The sequence below is a fragment of the Pseudomonas sp. Xaverov 83 genome (assembly GCF_019352905.1).
Taxonomy (GTDB): Bacteria; Pseudomonadota; Gammaproteobacteria; order Pseudomonadales; family Pseudomonadaceae; genus Aquipseudomonas; species Aquipseudomonas yamanorum.
Window position 1 is genome coordinate 1,009,156 of record NZ_JAAAFU010000075.1, and the last position, 15,744, is coordinate 1,024,899.

A 15,744-nucleotide genomic window follows, 5' to 3' on the forward strand; every position below is an offset into this window, starting at 1 on the left:
GCGGTGCGAGGGTCAGTGGACTTGGCGCATTCTTTTGCTGGTGGTGATGATGTCGATCAACGCTTCCCTGCTGCGGAAACGGCGGTCATCCAGGTTCCAGCGATTGACGAAGTGCCCCCTGGCATCCTGCTGCAACGAGGTGTGGACCAGTACACCGTCACGGTTTTTATGGACCATCTCCAACCCGTCGTCCAAGGTGCGCTGAAGCAGGTAATCGCCTTTGCGCCGCAGGCGTTGTTCGAGGCTGAGGGATGGCGCGGGCACGACCGGTGGCGGCAATGGCGCACCGGCGACTTCGACGTTTTTCTTGAAGTCGTAGCGCACTAATGGCCATTGCTGCTCGCGCGGTAGCGCCTGGACGCTGGCGGGCTCACGCACAAAGCCGCTGGCCGAGCCGGGAGGCACATCGTCCAACAGCAAACTGATGCCGTTGTTGAGCTCGGCAATGCCCGGCACGCCGCGATGGGTATTGGCGTGCGTTTCGCCCACCAGCGCGACCCACTTGTGTGGCCCCTGTTGAAGCTGATCGGCGCGGATCACCTGGGTCGCAAAGTAGTTGAACATTGATGTCCTGGAGGCGGTCATGCCGTCCACCCGCAAGCTGGCGACACAATCGAGTGCGCGGATCCGCACGTTATGCTTCATCGCCACCTGCACCAGGCTGACAAAACTGTAGGGGCTGTCGGCCGGTACGCCGTGGCCTTTGTCCAATGCGTTGAGGTAGCTCCACAGCTCATCGGGCATAAAGCCCAGGCTGTGGACGATATCCAGGTCGGCCTGATGCAGCTCGGTGGTGAGTTGCTCCACGTACAGGGTTTTTACTTCGCGCTGGCCCTTCAGGTATTCCATGTGCCGGCTGAGGAAGCCTTTGCTCGACGTACCGGCGTGGGCTTCGCCGACTACCAGGCCATCGGCGGTGTCCAGCAGTTGATCGATAAACTTCACCTCATCCACGGCCGGGTCGACCGCAAGCAGTGCACCCCGCGCAGGCGGCGTGTGTTCGGTAAAAAATGCCTGGGCCTGGGTCTGAAGTTTTTTGCGGGTCTGGTCGAACGTGGTTTGTGCCGCGCGACGGCTACTGGCGGTCTCCCTGTAGGCGGTGGCGAAGAGCGCTTCACGCGTGCCTATCGGCAGGGTGATTTCATCGCTGATCAGGTTCAGGTGTTCATGCGGCAGGTCAAAGGTGCTGAAGTGATGCGGCGCTTCCGCAGGCAGGGGGCGCGTTGGCCGTAGCGAGTATGAGCGCTCCACCGAGGAGCCCGGACGCGGTGCCGGTTGGCTTGCCGTGTACAACGACAGCTTCAGGTCGCCCTTGGCCAGGGCATCGCCGGGAATGCCGCCGGCCACATCGGCGATGACTCGGGTGGGTTGGTCGAAGGCGTCGTCGACCCGCAGGGCAATGCTCTTTTGCAGGTCGGCCAGGCCCGGCGTGCCGCGATAGGTACTCATGCGTTTTTGATCAACCAACGCTATCCAGCGTTCGCCCGGTTTTTTGGCCTGGTCGTCGTTGATGAGGGTGTGGGAGTAAAAGTTGGTCAGCCGGTTGGAGCGAATCGGTGCCGGGCGTGAATCAAGCAGGCACAGGGTGTTTTCCAGATCGTAGGAGCTTGAGGCGTTCAACGGCCGAACCTCTATCCCGTGCTGTTGTGCGGTTTTTACCAGCATCCAGTGGCCATGCAACCCTTCGGGGTCGCGGTAATTTTCCTTGTCGAGGGATTTGAGCTGGCCCTCGGCCCGTTTGGAGAAACCACTGGAAAACCGTGAATGGGTTTTCAGGTGATGAATGTCGCGCCACAGCGGCTCGATATAGAGAACCGTCACGTTCAGTTCGCGCAGGTACTGCATGTTTTCGATCAGCACCTGTTTAGCCACGGTGGAAAACGGAGCCTCGCCCACCACCAGGTTGTGCGCGTCATTGATCAGCAGCTTGAGCAAGTCACGCACGGCAATGTCTGGCGCTGGGTTCAGGGTTTCGGCCCGGGGAACCACGGCGGGCAACCGTGCAAAAAATGCGTCGGCGTCATCCGTCAGTGCCCTGACGTTGTCCAGGTGTTGCCTGAGTGCCGGGTCGAGTTGCCGGCGCGAGATCCAGATGGTGTGAGTATTGAGATCTCGATCCAGATAGGCGATCTGCTGGAAAAGCGCCGACCTGTCCTCGGGCGCGATGATGGCCGCTACGTCCCTGCGATATTTTTTCGACAACTCATAGGGCTGCCCGAGCCTTTCAGGGTCTGGCATGCCACCGATGACACCGGAGCGCTGCCACTGGCCGTCCACCGTCTGGTTCACCAGCTTGCCGGTGGAGCGCAATTGCCCGCTGGTGTTGTCGTAGCGAAACAGCAGGAATCGCCCCAGGCTGTCCGGGGTGTGGGAGGCCCACAGGCTGCCGCCGGCAAACAGCACGGGCTGCATGCCCTGAGGCAATGGGGGTTGCGGTTGCAGTTGTTTGATCAAGGTCATGGCCTGCTGATCCTTGGCCACCCGCGCAACATGGCGCAACGGCGGACGGGCGAGCTTGACGGGGGCGAACAGCAGGGGCCGCAGGTCGGTCAACAACGCCCCGCCGGCATTGAGCAGCGCGCCCAGATAGTGTCCCAGCGCGGCGGCGGTGTCGTTGCGGCTGTAGGCATGCAGGGCGAGCATCGAGTCCTTGAACACCAACAAGCCGCCCAAGGCCAGGCTCAGTGTCGGGAAGGGCGCGGTCAGCACGGCAATGGTGATTTCGCCGATCACGCTGACCAGCTCCATGATCATCTGCAAGCGCCCGGTGGTGGTGCTTTTGACTTCGTCGATACGGTGACGCAGCTTTTTGTCGTAGGTGTGGTAATGCAGGTTCTTGAGCGGCAGTGCGGTGCGAGGCACTTCGTCGAACACCGGCTTGGAATACACCCCCTTGAGCTGTGCCGGCAGGCCGGCCACCAATGCATGCAACCTCGGCTCGAACGCCGCACGCTCAACGCTGGCGACCCGGCTGATGTAGTAGGTGTCCATGCCTTCAAGGTTTTTCAGGCGTTCGTTGAATTCCCGTTGCGGCCTGAAGGCGATGCCATCCGGTGCGTGCGGGGTGTAGAGCAGGGGCAGGTCGTCGGCGTGGTGGAACAGGTAGCAGCCATCGATCACTTGCCCGCTGATTTGCAGGGGATAGAGCCGATACCGATTGCGCACGGCATCGCTGTTATCGGCCAGGCTGTCGATGTTTTTTTCCAGCCAGGCCAGGTCGCTGGTTGCCAGGCAGCCTTGCAGGCAGCACTCAAGCGCGGCGACGTGCATGTGCAGTTGGGTAACCTCCAGGGCCATGTTGCGGCGCCATGGATAGTGGGGGGCTTGCGGGTCCAGCAGGGTTTTCTCGACCTCGGCGACATAGCGATCACCGATCCAGGTGCCTCTGACCGAATCGCTCACCGTTTGCGCGGTGAGTCGATTCAGGTCGACGCCGGGCGGTCCCTTGAACTGCGCGGTGGTGCTGGCGTCGGGGTTGATAAAGCCCAGGCTGGCGTCGTAGCCGTTGCGGTACAGCGTGGTGTAGCTGACGCGTTCGCGCGGGGTGATCACGCCCACGAGGTTTGGGTCTACCGCCAGGATCGGGTTGCCGAGCAGTTGGTTAAGGGCGGTTTTTGCCGCCTTGTGCAAGTAACTGTCGAAGTCGGGAAACTGTTGCGGGCTTCCCGGGCTTGCGGCGTAGGCCTGTGCAGCGCCCTGTGCCTGTTCCTTGAGGTCGGCGAGTTTCTGTCGGTCGGCTGCCGATGCCTGGCTCAGCCACTTGGGCATCTGATGCAGGTATTCATCGGCCTGCATGGCCAGCGTCGTGGTGCTCATTTCCACCAGGCAGGCTTCATAGGTGGACGGCGCGCCGAAACTGATCATCAAATACTCAAGGCTGGCCGGGGCAAAACCCAAGGCGGAAAGCATCGCGCTGTATTTGGGCCGGATCCGGCTGACCAGTTGTTCAAGCAGGTAGTCTTTCATGCTGCGCGAACCGGGGACGGACGCTACCTCCTGGCTCCAGCCGAGGATGTGCGCCTGCAATTCCCGCTCGCTGCCAAAGGCCTGGAACTGTTCGGCGCGCGGCGCGTGAGGCGTGCACAGCAGCAAGCGTTTGACCGCACCCATTGCATCGGTCTGGCGCAGCACCCACAGGTCTTTGAGCGGAGCCTTGTGCAGGAACAGGCAGCAGGCGGTGAGTGTGGGCGATGGCCCTTCACTCAGGGTCTGGATCAGTGCGTAGTCATCTGCACTGATATGGTTTTGCAACGACGCACTGTAGGCCAGCGCGTGCAGGCGGCTGTCGAGCATCTGCTGCATGGCTTCCTGTACGGCGGGCAAACTGTGGGCACGTTTTTGTTCTTCGGCGAAGGTCAGGCTTGGTTGAACCTTGGCCAGCAGGTCGGCGAGGTAGGCCGGGGTGACGTCCTGGAACTCGGGCGGCAATGGCTGCTGGGCGTAGGTCAGTTGGGTGTGCTCGAGAAACTCGGAACCGGCTTGTTCATCGCCACGGTGCAAGCCACGTACCGCCAGTTGCACCAGGTTGTTGTGCTGGTTGTACGAGTTGCCTGACTTCAGGGTGCGCTCGGTGCTGATCTGCAGTTGCTCGGGGATCAGGCCCTGGATATCCAGGTCGTCATCCAGGTGCTCAAGCAATTGCAGGCGTGCCATGGTCTCGGGCGAGGCCGCCGGGCCGAGCAGCGCCAGCACTTGCAGGCTGAGGTGTTCGTAAGTGCGCAGGTGTTCGGCGAGTGTTTTGCGCTGAGCTTCATTGGCGCTGCGGTACCAGTCGGGGGCGGATTCGTGGAGCAGTTTTTCCAGTAATTGTTGCGCGCGCAGTTCCAGGCGCGAGGCCAGGTCCCAAGGCGAGCAGCGCAGCGCCTGGTCCAGTTCGAGGGTCATTCTGGCGACGTCTGCCGGCGCTGGGTGGCCGTCCAGGCCAAGGGCAAACGCGATGTCCTGATGTTGTTTGTCCTGCAGGGCGTTGTAGGTGTGTTCGTTCAGCGGGAGGCTGTCGATAGGCTCTGGCACCAGCGGCCAGATACTCGCCGCGCGCAAATGCTGGTAACGGCGCGGCAAGTGTTGCAGCAGTTCCTGGCGCCAGGCCGCCTGCTTCATACGCTCTTGCAGCGTGCGGTCCAGTTGTTTGAGTGAGGTGAAAGCTTCCAGGCCTCGGGAAGGGGTGAACAGCAACACATCACCGTCCTCGATCTCCAGGTGGGTGGCCGGTGTTTGGCTGCGCGTGAGGACGAACACCCCGGCGAACTCGATGGTCTGCTGGCGGTAGCGAAACGTCAGGCGATGGATGCCCGGGCGTAGCTCGGGGCCGCTGACGATATTCGTCACCAGCAACTGGTCGGCAGGGCTGAGCAGGCGATCCTTGACCTTCAGCCTGGCCTCGGCCTCCAGCATCGGCTGATGGCTGTCGAGTATCCAGTTCTTGCGTAAATGGCCGTTGGGCCGCCGTTCGATTTCCAGGGCGGCCAGCTTCTTGTGCAATGCCTGGCTGATGCGCGTGCGGTTCAACCGGCCGGGCTCGCCCTGGATCAGCCAGTCGCCGGGGACGGTGTAATGCACTTGTGCGTTCTGCAGGCTCCAGCGGCTTTCTTCTGCCAGGGCGGTGTGCAGCGCCTGCATCTCCAGCAACTCGGCAGAGGACTGCGCAGCGGGCGCCTGGCCATTGGGGAAAACCTGCAAGCGATGACCGATTTGCAGCAGGTAGTTGTTCAGTTGTTCGGGGGTGAGTGGTGATGTGTTCGGGGGCAGGGCGGGCATGGCCGGTCCTCAGGGTGGATTGATCCCTGAGGGTGCGCAGTCTTGCAGTGTCGATGGCGGTAGTTAGTTACTCGTGGCAGGCGCCTCTTTCATCACTGCTCGATGAAATAGTACGGCTGACGGTTAATCGCCATCTCCTTGACCACTGTCACCGGTACGTTCAGCCGGTCAGTATTGTCCACCAATGCCACGTTGCCGGGCTTGGCCGCGAGGTAGCTCTTGAGTTCTTCCGGCGTTTGCAGAATCGTCAAATAACCCTGCATGTAAAAAACCCCGGCCCCGGCGATTCGCTCGTTGGCCTGATACAACACCACCTCTTTGCCCTGCGCCTGCATCGCCTGGATCTGGCTGATCACCGGCACAAACGACTGACGCACATCGGCCTTGGGTGCGAACCAGAAGGCGGCAATCAGGTAGCAGGCCACCACCACGGTGAAGAAGCCACCCACCAGGCCGCGGCGGTGGCCATAAACGTGCTCGGCAACGTTGGAAACCTGCCCGCGGCTTTTCAGCCAGCCCAGCAAGACGCCACCATACTCGGCGGCCAGCACTGCGGCGGCGGGCGTTAGTGCCATCAGGTAAACCGTGCGCTTGCTGGAGGCGAGCGTCAGCAGGGTGAACTGCGCCACCAGCCACACGCTGAAAAACAGCCGGTAGCGGTTGCGCACCAGGCTTTTACGGAAGTGCCACAGCCCCAGGTACACCAGGATATTCCAGGGCAAAAAAGCTTCAGGCAGTTTGACGATGTAGTAATAGAACGGCTCGTAGTGACCGGCTTCGACAAACGAACCGCTGAAGCGCCCGACACTGTTGGTCAGCAGCACTTCACGTACTGCTTGCAGCCCGTCGCGCTGGTACAGGAACCCCAGCCAGATCATCAGCGGCACCAGCGCCAGCAGCGTGAACAGCCCGGGTTTGATCCAATCGCCGAGCTTGAACCGTTTATCCATCAGGCTGGTGCTGGCCAGATAGACGAAGATCACGACGCCCGGCATGGCCAGGCCCAGTACACCTTTGCTCAAGGTGGCGATGACCATCCCCAAGGTGAACAGCAACCAGGTGCCCAGGTTGGAACGGTCGCGCTCCGACTCGGGGCGGTTGGCCTGATAGAACGCCAGCAGGGCCATGGTGACCCCGAGGGTGAGCAGCGAATCTTCACCCACACCGCGCACGTTGCTCCAGTAACTGGCCATGGTCGCCAGCATCAGCCCCGCAACAAACGCCAGGGTCTTGGGCCGGCCAAACTTGCGCAGCATCCCGTACAGCAGCATCACACTGAACAAGCCGGCAAAGGCCGACGCCAGGCGCACTGCCCAAGTGGTACCGCCAAACAGCCGGATCGCCCCGGCATCGAGCCACAGGCTCAGTGGCGGTTTTTCCAGGAAGGGTTCACGGAACAGTCGCGGCACCACCCAGTCGTTATCCAGATGCATGGCCATGGCGATCCCGGCCACACGGGCCTCGGTCGAGCCTTGCAACTCGTGATTGCCAAGGGCGAAGAAGAACAACAGCGCAGTAAGCAGGAGCAGCAGAGGGGCGGAACGCGTCATGGATTCTGGCTACCGGGGCAGGGGACCGTTCGGGGGAACGGTCCGGGCAATCGGTGAGTATACGAGGGGGATTCTTAATAATTCGTGAATGAGTGTGAGGTTTTTGTGGGGTCAGGGTTGTTTCAGCAGTGGCCAATGGGTTAGCCAGCGTTTGGAGGTGATGCGTTGTTGGTAGATGGCGTGTTTTTCTTGGGTGAAGCGGGGCGTCGGCCTGAGTTGAAGATTGAATAAGTCTTCCAGGCCGAGTGGTGCTGATACCTCGCAAAAATCTTCAGCGGTTCTTCTGACGGCCACTGCGGTGGCTGTCTCTGGCCAGTAGCGCATTGCATCGCTGGCGTCGCGATAGGGCGCATCGCCGTTTCGCAGGTGCATGCGGGCCTGGTTCTTTACCGACCAGTCGATGGAGGGTTCTGCTGCGCGTAACAGGGCTTCGAGGCGGCGGTCTTCGCTGGGGTTGGTGCAGGTGGCGTCGAACCACAGTACGTCGACGTCACCCGTCAGTGGTGATAGGGGGCGACTGTGGAGGTGATCCCATACCGTGTTACGTACGAAGCCGGCGCCGATCCAGCAGTCGGGGAGGGCCAGGGAGCGGACGACGTCCAGTAGGTGCCAGCGTTGGACATCGCTGCTGATCAGTGTCTGGACCATCGTGTGCTGGTCATGCATTCAAGGCATCTTCAAGCTGGAAAGTGCGGCTTTACCCTTGGGCGACAAAACAGGTTCCAACTGCTCCCAGGTGAAACTCAGGTCATTGTCGCAACCGTCGCCATTGGCGGGCGTGGATAGCTTCATGCCTTGGGTGTCGAAGCTCAGGTCGAACGTCGAGTAACTGGTGACCGCCGGGCAGCCTTCATCTGTGGTGGTTTGCTTCGCCAGCCAGGCACTGAATTTGGCGGGCAGTTTCAGATGGCCGGAGTAGGAGTCATACCATTCCTGGTGCCCACCGAGCCAAGTCCATGGATCAACGCTTTCGCCGGTTTGCAGGTTCCAGGAATGCAGCCCCCAACTGATACCCCTGGCGCCCGTGCCGGCGGCCCATCGGTAAAACCTGACGGTGATCCACTGGGATGACCAGTACGTGGGTTCGACGCTGATTTCGCTGGTATAGGCTGCGCCGTTGCGCCCCAGGTATTCACGTCGTTCGCTGAAGTAGTCGGCTTGACCATCGGCGCTGATCGCCAGGCTCGCCAACTGCCGGTTGATCTTCTGAATTGCCGGGCTGTCGCCCTCAAGCTTGAGCGTCACCTGGGCGCCTTGGGTCTTTAGCTGGTAGCTGTGCCCGGCGAAGGATTGCTTCTGCGTCTTGACCGGTAGGGGCGCAGCTTCCATGGGGGCGTTATACGCATCGCTGGCACAACCTTCGGGCGGCGTTGCCACGCGCTGCAATGCCAGGGGCAGTGGATTACCGCCCTTGGTTTTGCTCCAGACGCCCTTGAGCGAGTCGCCCTGTGGCGTCTCCAATTGCCAGACACCGCTGTTGCCTTCTTCCGCCCAGGGAGCCTCGGGTGTTTCCTGGGTGAGCTGGATCGGTGTCAGGAATCGCCGGTAATAGTAACTGCCGCCGGTATTGGGCGCGGCGTTGAAACAAGCGGTGATCGGCGTCTTGCCGAGCGTGCCTTGCCAGACCCCTGCGAGGTCGGCGTTGGCGAGTGTGGAGAGCGTGGCGAGGGCCAGGAATAAACAGGGCTTGAGCATGAGGTATCGGACTTCCGGTTGTCTGATCGAGGTGGTTCAGGAAAAAGGTGAAGGATTTATTTTCGAAGAATAGCGCCGTCACTCGTGTTCATTTTTTATGCGTCCCAGCAGATTCATTTTTTAGTGTTCGGATGATGTCCTGCGCGTCACTTCTGAATCTGCCGTCGGCGCAAGAATGTCCAGTGCGCGCGCCACCAGCAACTCAGCCAAGACACTCAATTGCCGGGTCGCCGCTAGCCTATAACGAAAGACGCGATCAAGCTCGAAAGCCAGGACGATTGTGCGCGGACCGGGCCCTGGAGGTGTCTGCAAAACCAGGAAGCATCCAGTGAGTCCCCACAGTGTTCATTCTGCTGGGGGATCTCCGAGAATTGACGGGCTGACTTGGACATCTTTTTTTGACCCTATGGTCGAGTGAGGTTCAGCAGGGCTATTGCTGAAGCAGGGTCGGCGCCAACTGAACTCTAATATGTGAACAACATCACTATCTTATGGTTATTTATATCCTTCTTAATAAGTAAGGTGATTATCAATTTTTGCCTTAAAAAACTACACAAATTACTTAAAAATACCTAAATATTTAATGTTCTGGTGGGTATTCAGCATCTAATCTATAAACTCAAATGCGGAGGGGGATTTATGTTGATATTTATGAAATCGATGATTATTGGACTGTGCATTGCAGCCCCTGTTGGCCCAATAGGCCTTTTGTGTATACAGCGGAGCCTTATGCGAGGCTGGAGGTCTGGTTTTGCAACGGGATTAGGGGCCGCAACCGCCGACGCAATGTACGGCTTTATAGGCGCGTTGGGGATTACCGCAATTATCACAACACTGATTGCGTTCAAACCCTGGTTGTGCATTTTCGGCGGGCTTTTTCTGGCATATATCGGTTACCAGACGATAAAGTCGAAGGAGCCTGCAACCGCCTTGTCAGGCGAAAGGGCCGGAATGATGAAAGCCTATTCGACGACATTGCTTTTGACCTTATCGAACCCGATGACCATTTTGTCGTTCATCGCCATATTCGCGTCAATGAGCGATGGCATGGTCGGCGAGCAAGGCCAGCATTCAGTGTGGCCAATGGTGACCGGTATATTTCTAGGCTCTGCGGTTTGGTGGCTTGGATTAAGCGGTTTTTCCTCCGCATTCAAAACCAGAATATCCAAGTCAAAACTCAAATTGATCAACTACTTTTCCGGTTCGACCATCACCGTTCTTGGCGCGTATCAAGTGGTTACCGGTGTGATGCTTGCCACTGCCACATAAGGACCACATGGAGCTTGCAACGGCCCCTATGGAAGAGCAGGGGGCTGCATTTTTAGCTCGATATAGGCTTTCAAACGTCCTATCGCAAGAGGGATATCTGACGCGGTTGCACTGCTAAAAGATAATCGGACCTGATCAATGCCCGTCCCCATCAATGAAAAAAAAGAGGTGGGAAAAACAATAACCTTGAATTGAGCCGCGCACTCCTGCATCTCAGAATAACCAAACCTTATCGGCAACTGTACATTGATAAAAAAGCCGCCCTCGGGGGCATTCCAGATAATGGCCCGCTGGCCGTTGGCATTCAGCGGAAAGTGCTCCTCAAGACACCTGATCATCCAGTTTCTTTTATTCAAATAGGACAGTGTCTTTGGCTCATTCAAGGCTTTCAAGGAATAATCATTTTCTATCAGGAGCCCACCGACAACGGCTTGGCAAAGCGCTGAGGTATTGACCGTTATCAAGCTTTTGGCTTTGCATATTTTAGTGCTTAGGGACGTTGCCTCAATGTCCTCCGGACCCATCAGGTAACCCATACGCAAGCCCGGGAAGATTGATTTTGCAAAAGACCCCATCAGTACAACTCGACTACTCTCTATCGATTTCATCAAGGGAATCCGAGCCCCCTCGTAGCGAAAGTATCGGTAGGCATTGTCCTCCAAGATCAAGAAGTTCCTTGCCCTCGCCAGTGCGACCAGAGCCTTTCTACCTTCAAACGAGAGGCTGTCCGCTGTTGGGTTACTGAAATCTGAAATAGCATATAACGCCTTGACCTTCTCTCCGGAAGACTCAATGGCATCAACGACATCAGACAAGGTCTCGGAATCCAGAAAATCCGCCATGGGAACAGGCACGGTCTTTACTCGCAAAAGTTTCGCAATGCCGGTTATCCCTGAGAAAACGGGGTCAGGCACCAGCAGCACACCACCTTTATCAAAAATTGATAACAAGGCCAGCGTCGCGGCTTCCTGAAAGCCCATACAGACCACGATATTTTCAACGTTGGAGACGACTATCTCCTCATCGATACGCAAATGCTCAGCCAGTATTTCATTAATAATTCCACTGGTTTTTCCGTACTGGCAAAGTCGTATAGAGAGCGACTGCTCTGCGTTGGTGACATACCGCTCGTAACTGGCCAACCCCTTGTAGATAAGAGCAGGATCACACAGCTCATCATCCGGTCGACCAGAGGCCAGGGAAATAGCCTCTGGATGCGCACTGGAGAGAGAGTTCAGAAGATTGATGACATTCAGAACGGGGTCATCGAAGGCGGAGGGTTCGAGCGCAATGGCCATGTTCGTTTCCCATAAAAAAGCGGCGAGCCAACGAAGGCCCGCCGCGAGTGATTGATATCACTTACGCCGGATCAAGCACGCTTTCAACGCCGACCCTACTTTCCATTGTTTGAAAGGCTTGAAGTAAATCCTCTTTAAGGTCCTCAAGATCCTCCAGCCCAAAACACAACCGAACCAGGCCCTTACCGATTCCCATCTCAGCTTTTTCCTGGTCAGACATAGAGGCATGGCTTCCACTAAACGGTTGGGCCACCATAGAGGTGACACACGCCATTCCCGTTCCTGTGCCAAACCATCTTAGCGCGCTGGTAAACACTTTGTAATGCTCAACCAGATCCGCTCGAATATCGACAAATACAATGCCGCCATAACCGAGCAGTTGTTTGCCATCGATATTCGGAAAGTAAACGTGTTCAATAAATGGAAGTGATTGTAGATAGCTCAGCATGAGAGCAGTGGTTGAACTGTGCTTTTCCATGCGCAAGCTAAATGTCTGCATACTTCTGCGAAGTAACCATGCGCTATGAGGTGTCAGTATCGAGCCTGAATAGAAACGACCTTCAAGCAGTCGATTGTAAAGCTCATGATCATTGACAAGCACCAGGCCACCCATGACATCACTGTGACCGGAGAAGTACTTTGTGGCACTGTACAACGAAATGTCAGCGCCAAACATTAACGGCTTTTGAAACAGTGGGGTTGCCCAGGTGTTATCAACCACCACCAACGCTTGGGGGTTAACCTTCTTTACGGCTTCGCTGACGTCATGGATGTCGATGTCTTTAAGAAAGGGATTGGTCGGCGTTTCGAAAATGACCATATCCACCGCCGGGGGCAGTTTTCTCAACCCGTCTTTGGTCGTCAGGTCTAAAATGGTCAGTTGTGCACCGATACGTTTGGCGTATCTCTGAAACAACTTATACGAGCAGCCGTAGATGTATTTGTTTATGACCAGCGATCCTCCCGGCTTGAGTAGTTCGAGCACCATATAAATAGCACTCATCCCCGTGGCATACGCTAGCGCATACTCACTGTTCTCGAGCGCTGCAACCACCTGTTCCAACTCAGTCACGTTGGGGTTGGCCTTCCTGGAGTAGAAGAATGCCGAGTCAGCACTGAAAGCACTGCATTGATAGATCGGCGTTACCGAAGGATGAGCCTCTCGATCATCGACTCTGATATGTAGCATCTCAGTAGAAATATTCATGATTTGCTTACCAGTTTGATAACTTGCTCGTACATATTCTGTTTGCCCAAATAACCGATAGTCGGAGTTATGTCATTTTGGGAAATGCCAATCTCCTCAATTGACTCAGTGGGAAAGTGGGCCCGGTCAAAGACTTCGTGCAGGTTTGAGTTAACTCCTTCAGGAAGCCATACTTCCGGACCTGTCTCATCAATTCTTGCCTTTGCGATAATGAACCGATAACTTTCGTGTGGCCGCAGGGTCAGCGCTTTCCATTCGCTACTGAGACCAGCGAGATAATTGCGTCGCAAATAAACGGTCTGCTCGAAATTTTCGGTATTTAGTACTTGGGCGTGCAGAGAAACAATATCACCATGCCATTCGAATTTTCTTTTCTCGTAAGCAGTCAGTGCTTGCTCGCGCAATTCAACAGTACGGTTGTATGCAGTAGTACCCAAGAGCCTGAAATGCGCGTCTTTCCCGCACTGAGTACAGCAGCCTTTGCTGTCCAATCCAATGATGTCGGCATTCAAACCGTAGCGCGTAACAAGTAGCGCATTGCATTGGTTGCAGCGAGTATCCGTACCATCGACGTCATTCACGTTCCCAAGATAAACATGCTCAACCCCCATGCCACGAGCAACGTCCCGTGCCTTAAGGAGTCGGTCTACGGGGGTTCTGATGCTATTGCTCATTTTGTAATCCGGATGAAACCTGACAAAGTGTAATGGCACCTCTGGCCCCAGCTCATCCAGCACCCACTGGCTGATTTTTCGTGCCGTATCCTCATCGTCACTGATATCGGTCACCATCAAGGTGCTGACCTCGACATACTTACCCGCATCGTAGACTTTTTTGATCCCGGCCAGTACCGGCTCTACCCACCCGGTGGTTACTTTTCGATAGTATTCGGGAGAGATAGATTTTAGTGAAATTGAAAATATGTCGATGACCGGCAGAAGTTCATCAATGGCTTCCTCGCTGATAAAAAAAGCCGATTTATACAAATTGATCAAGCCCGCTTCTTTTGCAAGCTTTGCAGTGTCCAGTATGAACTCATGCCAGACGACGGGATCGTTATAAGTCCAAGAAATAACCCGTATGCCGTGCTGCAAAGCAGTTTCCACGACTTGTTCGGGTGTGTAGTAATACACATCCTTGTCGGTCACGTATTTCGCTTGTGAGGTTTTCCAGTTGTGGCAGTACCCACAATTCAGCATGCAACCAATATTGCCCAGAGATAGGATTCGCTCCCCTGGCGCAAAGTGGAAAACGGCTTCAGTTTCTATTGTTTCTTCGGTGCTATGGACGCCTTTTCCATAGTTCAGAGTGACTAGCCGCCCACCCCTGTTTCCACGTACCTTGCAAAACCCCAACTTCCCTTCCTGTATCACACAGTTTCTGGGTGACAAATGGCATTTCACGGCACCATTCGGGAGCAACTCTTCCAACATGGCTGGGGTACTTTCCAGCATCCAGTTTTTTCCATTAGTACTTTCCATGTTCCACTCCTCATCACGAAGTTACATTGTGCACATCACGGGCTAAATACTCGGGGCGAACGATTTTGCAGCCAATGGTCATCAATAAGCAGCAGACGTATTGGCTAATCCGTAATTCTTAAGTGAAAGCCGTTTGGCGTTCATATTCATGAACGGTTGAATAAGAGGGCCTATAACCAGCAGGAATGCGATTGTTCCAAGTCCGAATGGGCCACCCAACAGCCATCCGATCGAAAAGATACCAATCTCGATAACCATTTTGGCTTTGGTAAATGACCAGGACCACTTTGAAACCATAGTCAGCACCACCAGGTCCATGATCCTGATTCCAATTCCACTCATGATGATCAATGCAGAAGAATAGGCGCACAAGATCAAGCCAACCGCCAACATTGCGTAGCCATTCAGTCGAACCGTGAGGTAGTCGCCCATTCCGAGGAATGTCCAGAGGTCAATGAGTAACCCTGTTAGGGTAGTTGTAATAAATGGACTGATGGGTGGATACTTTTTGTTCCAAAGCGTCCACCACGTCAAAAAGAATACAGACACTATTCCTGAGCACACTCCCATCCCGTACCCAAGCTGCCTATCGATAGAAATGATAAGAACATCCAGTGGGTCGGTGCCGAGCTGGCTGACAATAAAAAACTTTGCACCCAGTGAAAAAACCGTGACGCCCAATAAATACATCAAGACCTGATCGATCTTGAAATCAAGGAACCCGAGCGTTTGTGTTTTTAGGTAGCTCCGGAAATAGAAGCCGGATGTTTTTTCTGACTTTATCTGTTCGTCGCGCATACGATTACCCGCTCTTTGAGGAAAGCTTTAGTTGGGCAGCGTTTAAGAAGTGAAGCAGTTGATAGTCTGTTTTTTTTGCAGGGTTTTATGGGCTGAAAATAGGCTAGCACTGGCTAGTTTTTTGATGCATTATTTTTTAATGGAAATTGTATGGGTTTCGTTAAAATTTTCACTTTTTTTCAGAGAAAACCTTCATGGATCGTATAGACATCAAAATCTTGAGCGTGGTGCAAGATTCGGGGCGCATTTCAATTACCGAATTGTCAAAGCACGCGGGCCTTTCCATCCCCGCTACAACTGACCGGCTGCGAAAGCTCGAGGATGGGGGCGTCATTTCTGGCTATTGTGCTCAGGTTGATCCTGCAAAGCTTGGGTTTGGCATATCAGCTGTTGTCGGCATGACGACCTTCAAACCCTCAAAATCCAAGTTGATTGCAACGCTCAACGACATCCCCGAAGTCGTTGAATGTCTGCACGTTACGGGTAATGACTCTTACCTTATTAGGATCTATGCCAAGTCGATGGCAGACATTGAGAGCGTTATCGCGAAGATTAATAACTATGGCGAAACGCGCACCAGCATCGTGTTATCGGTTCCAATTGAAAGAAGGAAACTGGTACTCGCCGACAGATAGAAACTGGTTACAGAGGGGATCGCCTCCTACATGTCAAGATGAGTGCGAGGCCAG

At 55.6% G+C, this 15,744-nt stretch carries 10 protein-coding genes; 2 read left to right on the top strand and 8 right to left on the bottom strand.

Annotation, left to right across the window (positions count from 1 at the left end; translation table 11 throughout):
• Positions 1-12: 12 nt before the first annotated feature.
• The 4 genes from K0H47_RS25900 to K0H47_RS25915 form a co-directional block, all read right to left on the bottom strand.
• Entirely contained in the window at positions 13-5,757 is a 5,745-nt protein-coding gene (locus K0H47_RS25900; protein ID WP_219273841.1) for a membrane-targeted effector domain-containing toxin, read from the bottom strand.
• 92 nt (positions 5,758-5,849) lie between these two features.
• On the bottom strand, positions 5,850-7,307 hold the full coding sequence (locus K0H47_RS25905; protein WP_201140921.1) for a glycosyltransferase family 39 protein: 1,458 nt from the start codon (positions 7,305-7,307) through the stop codon (positions 5,850-5,852).
• 111 nt (positions 7,308-7,418) lie between these two features.
• The gene (locus tag K0H47_RS25910) at positions 7,419-7,973 is read right to left on the bottom strand and encodes a nucleotidyltransferase family protein (protein ID WP_257626733.1); all 555 of its coding nucleotides are present in this window, start codon (positions 7,971-7,973) and stop codon (positions 7,419-7,421) included.
• Positions 7,974-9,002 (bottom strand): hypothetical protein, encoded by a 1,029-nt coding sequence (locus K0H47_RS25915; RefSeq protein WP_219273842.1) that lies wholly within the window; start codon positions 9,000-9,002, stop codon positions 7,974-7,976.
• Between the two features lie 639 nt (positions 9,003-9,641).
• Between K0H47_RS25915 and K0H47_RS25920 the strand changes: the two genes are divergently transcribed.
• Complete coding sequence (locus K0H47_RS25920) at positions 9,642-10,271, top strand: LysE/ArgO family amino acid transporter (RefSeq protein ID WP_201140927.1); 630 nt, start codon at positions 9,642-9,644, stop codon at positions 10,269-10,271.
• 26 nt (positions 10,272-10,297) lie between these two features.
• Here the strand turns inward: K0H47_RS25920 and K0H47_RS25925 are convergent, their stop codons facing one another.
• From K0H47_RS25925 to K0H47_RS25940, 4 genes are all read right to left on the bottom strand, one after another.
• Positions 10,298-11,569: a PLP-dependent aminotransferase family protein gene (locus K0H47_RS25925; RefSeq protein ID WP_219273843.1), complete on the bottom strand. Its 1,272-nt coding sequence runs from the start codon at positions 11,567-11,569 to the stop codon at positions 10,298-10,300.
• 61 nt (positions 11,570-11,630) lie between these two features.
• On the bottom strand, positions 11,631-12,776 hold the full coding sequence (locus K0H47_RS25930; protein WP_063033243.1) for a PLP-dependent transferase: 1,146 nt from the start codon (positions 12,774-12,776) through the stop codon (positions 11,631-11,633).
• Positions 12,773-14,257 carry an AmmeMemoRadiSam system radical SAM enzyme gene (amrS, locus tag K0H47_RS25935; protein ID WP_219273844.1) on the bottom strand — a complete coding sequence of 495 codons (1,485 nt, stop codon included), beginning with the start codon at positions 14,255-14,257 and terminating at the stop codon, positions 12,773-12,775. The genes K0H47_RS25930 and amrS overlap by 4 nt, the downstream gene beginning before the upstream one ends.
• Positions 14,258-14,338: 81 nt before the next feature.
• Positions 14,339-15,055 (bottom strand): YitT family protein, encoded by a 717-nt coding sequence (locus tag K0H47_RS25940; protein ID WP_063033241.1) that lies wholly within the window; start codon positions 15,053-15,055, stop codon positions 14,339-14,341.
• Between the two features lie 194 nt (positions 15,056-15,249).
• Here K0H47_RS25940 and K0H47_RS25945 point away from each other — a divergent pair, with 194 nt between their 5' ends.
• Positions 15,250-15,690 carry an Lrp/AsnC family transcriptional regulator gene (locus K0H47_RS25945; protein ID WP_063033240.1) on the top strand — a complete coding sequence of 147 codons (441 nt, stop codon included), beginning with the start codon at positions 15,250-15,252 and terminating at the stop codon, positions 15,688-15,690.
• Positions 15,691-15,744: the final 54 nt, after the last annotated feature.

Excerpts from the sequence above, each read along its gene's own strand:
- K0H47_RS25940 (WP_063033241.1), bottom strand. The coding sequence starts at position 15,055 with ATGCGCGACGAACAGATAAAGTCAGAAAAAACATCCGGCTTCTATTTC.
- K0H47_RS25930 (WP_063033243.1), bottom strand. The coding sequence starts at position 12,776 with ATGAATATTTCTACTGAGATGCTACATATCAGAGTCGATGATCGAGAG.
- K0H47_RS25900 (WP_219273841.1), bottom strand. The coding sequence starts at position 5,757 with ATGCCCGCCCTGCCCCCGAACACATCACCACTCACCCCCGAACAACTG.
- K0H47_RS25910 (WP_257626733.1), bottom strand. The coding sequence starts at position 7,973 with ATGCATGACCAGCACACGATGGTCCAGACACTGATCAGCAGCGATGTC.
- K0H47_RS25905 (WP_201140921.1), bottom strand. The coding sequence starts at position 7,307 with ATGACGCGTTCCGCCCCTCTGCTGCTCCTGCTTACTGCGCTGTTGTTC.
- K0H47_RS25920 (WP_201140927.1), top strand. The coding sequence starts at position 9,642 with ATGTTGATATTTATGAAATCGATGATTATTGGACTGTGCATTGCAGCC.
- K0H47_RS25945 (WP_063033240.1), top strand. The coding sequence starts at position 15,250 with ATGGATCGTATAGACATCAAAATCTTGAGCGTGGTGCAAGATTCGGGG.
- K0H47_RS25915 (WP_219273842.1), bottom strand. The coding sequence starts at position 9,002 with ATGCTCAAGCCCTGTTTATTCCTGGCCCTCGCCACGCTCTCCACACTC.
- K0H47_RS25925 (WP_219273843.1), bottom strand. The coding sequence starts at position 11,569 with ATGGCCATTGCGCTCGAACCCTCCGCCTTCGATGACCCCGTTCTGAAT.
- amrS (WP_219273844.1), bottom strand. The coding sequence starts at position 14,257 with ATGGAAAGTACTAATGGAAAAAACTGGATGCTGGAAAGTACCCCAGCC.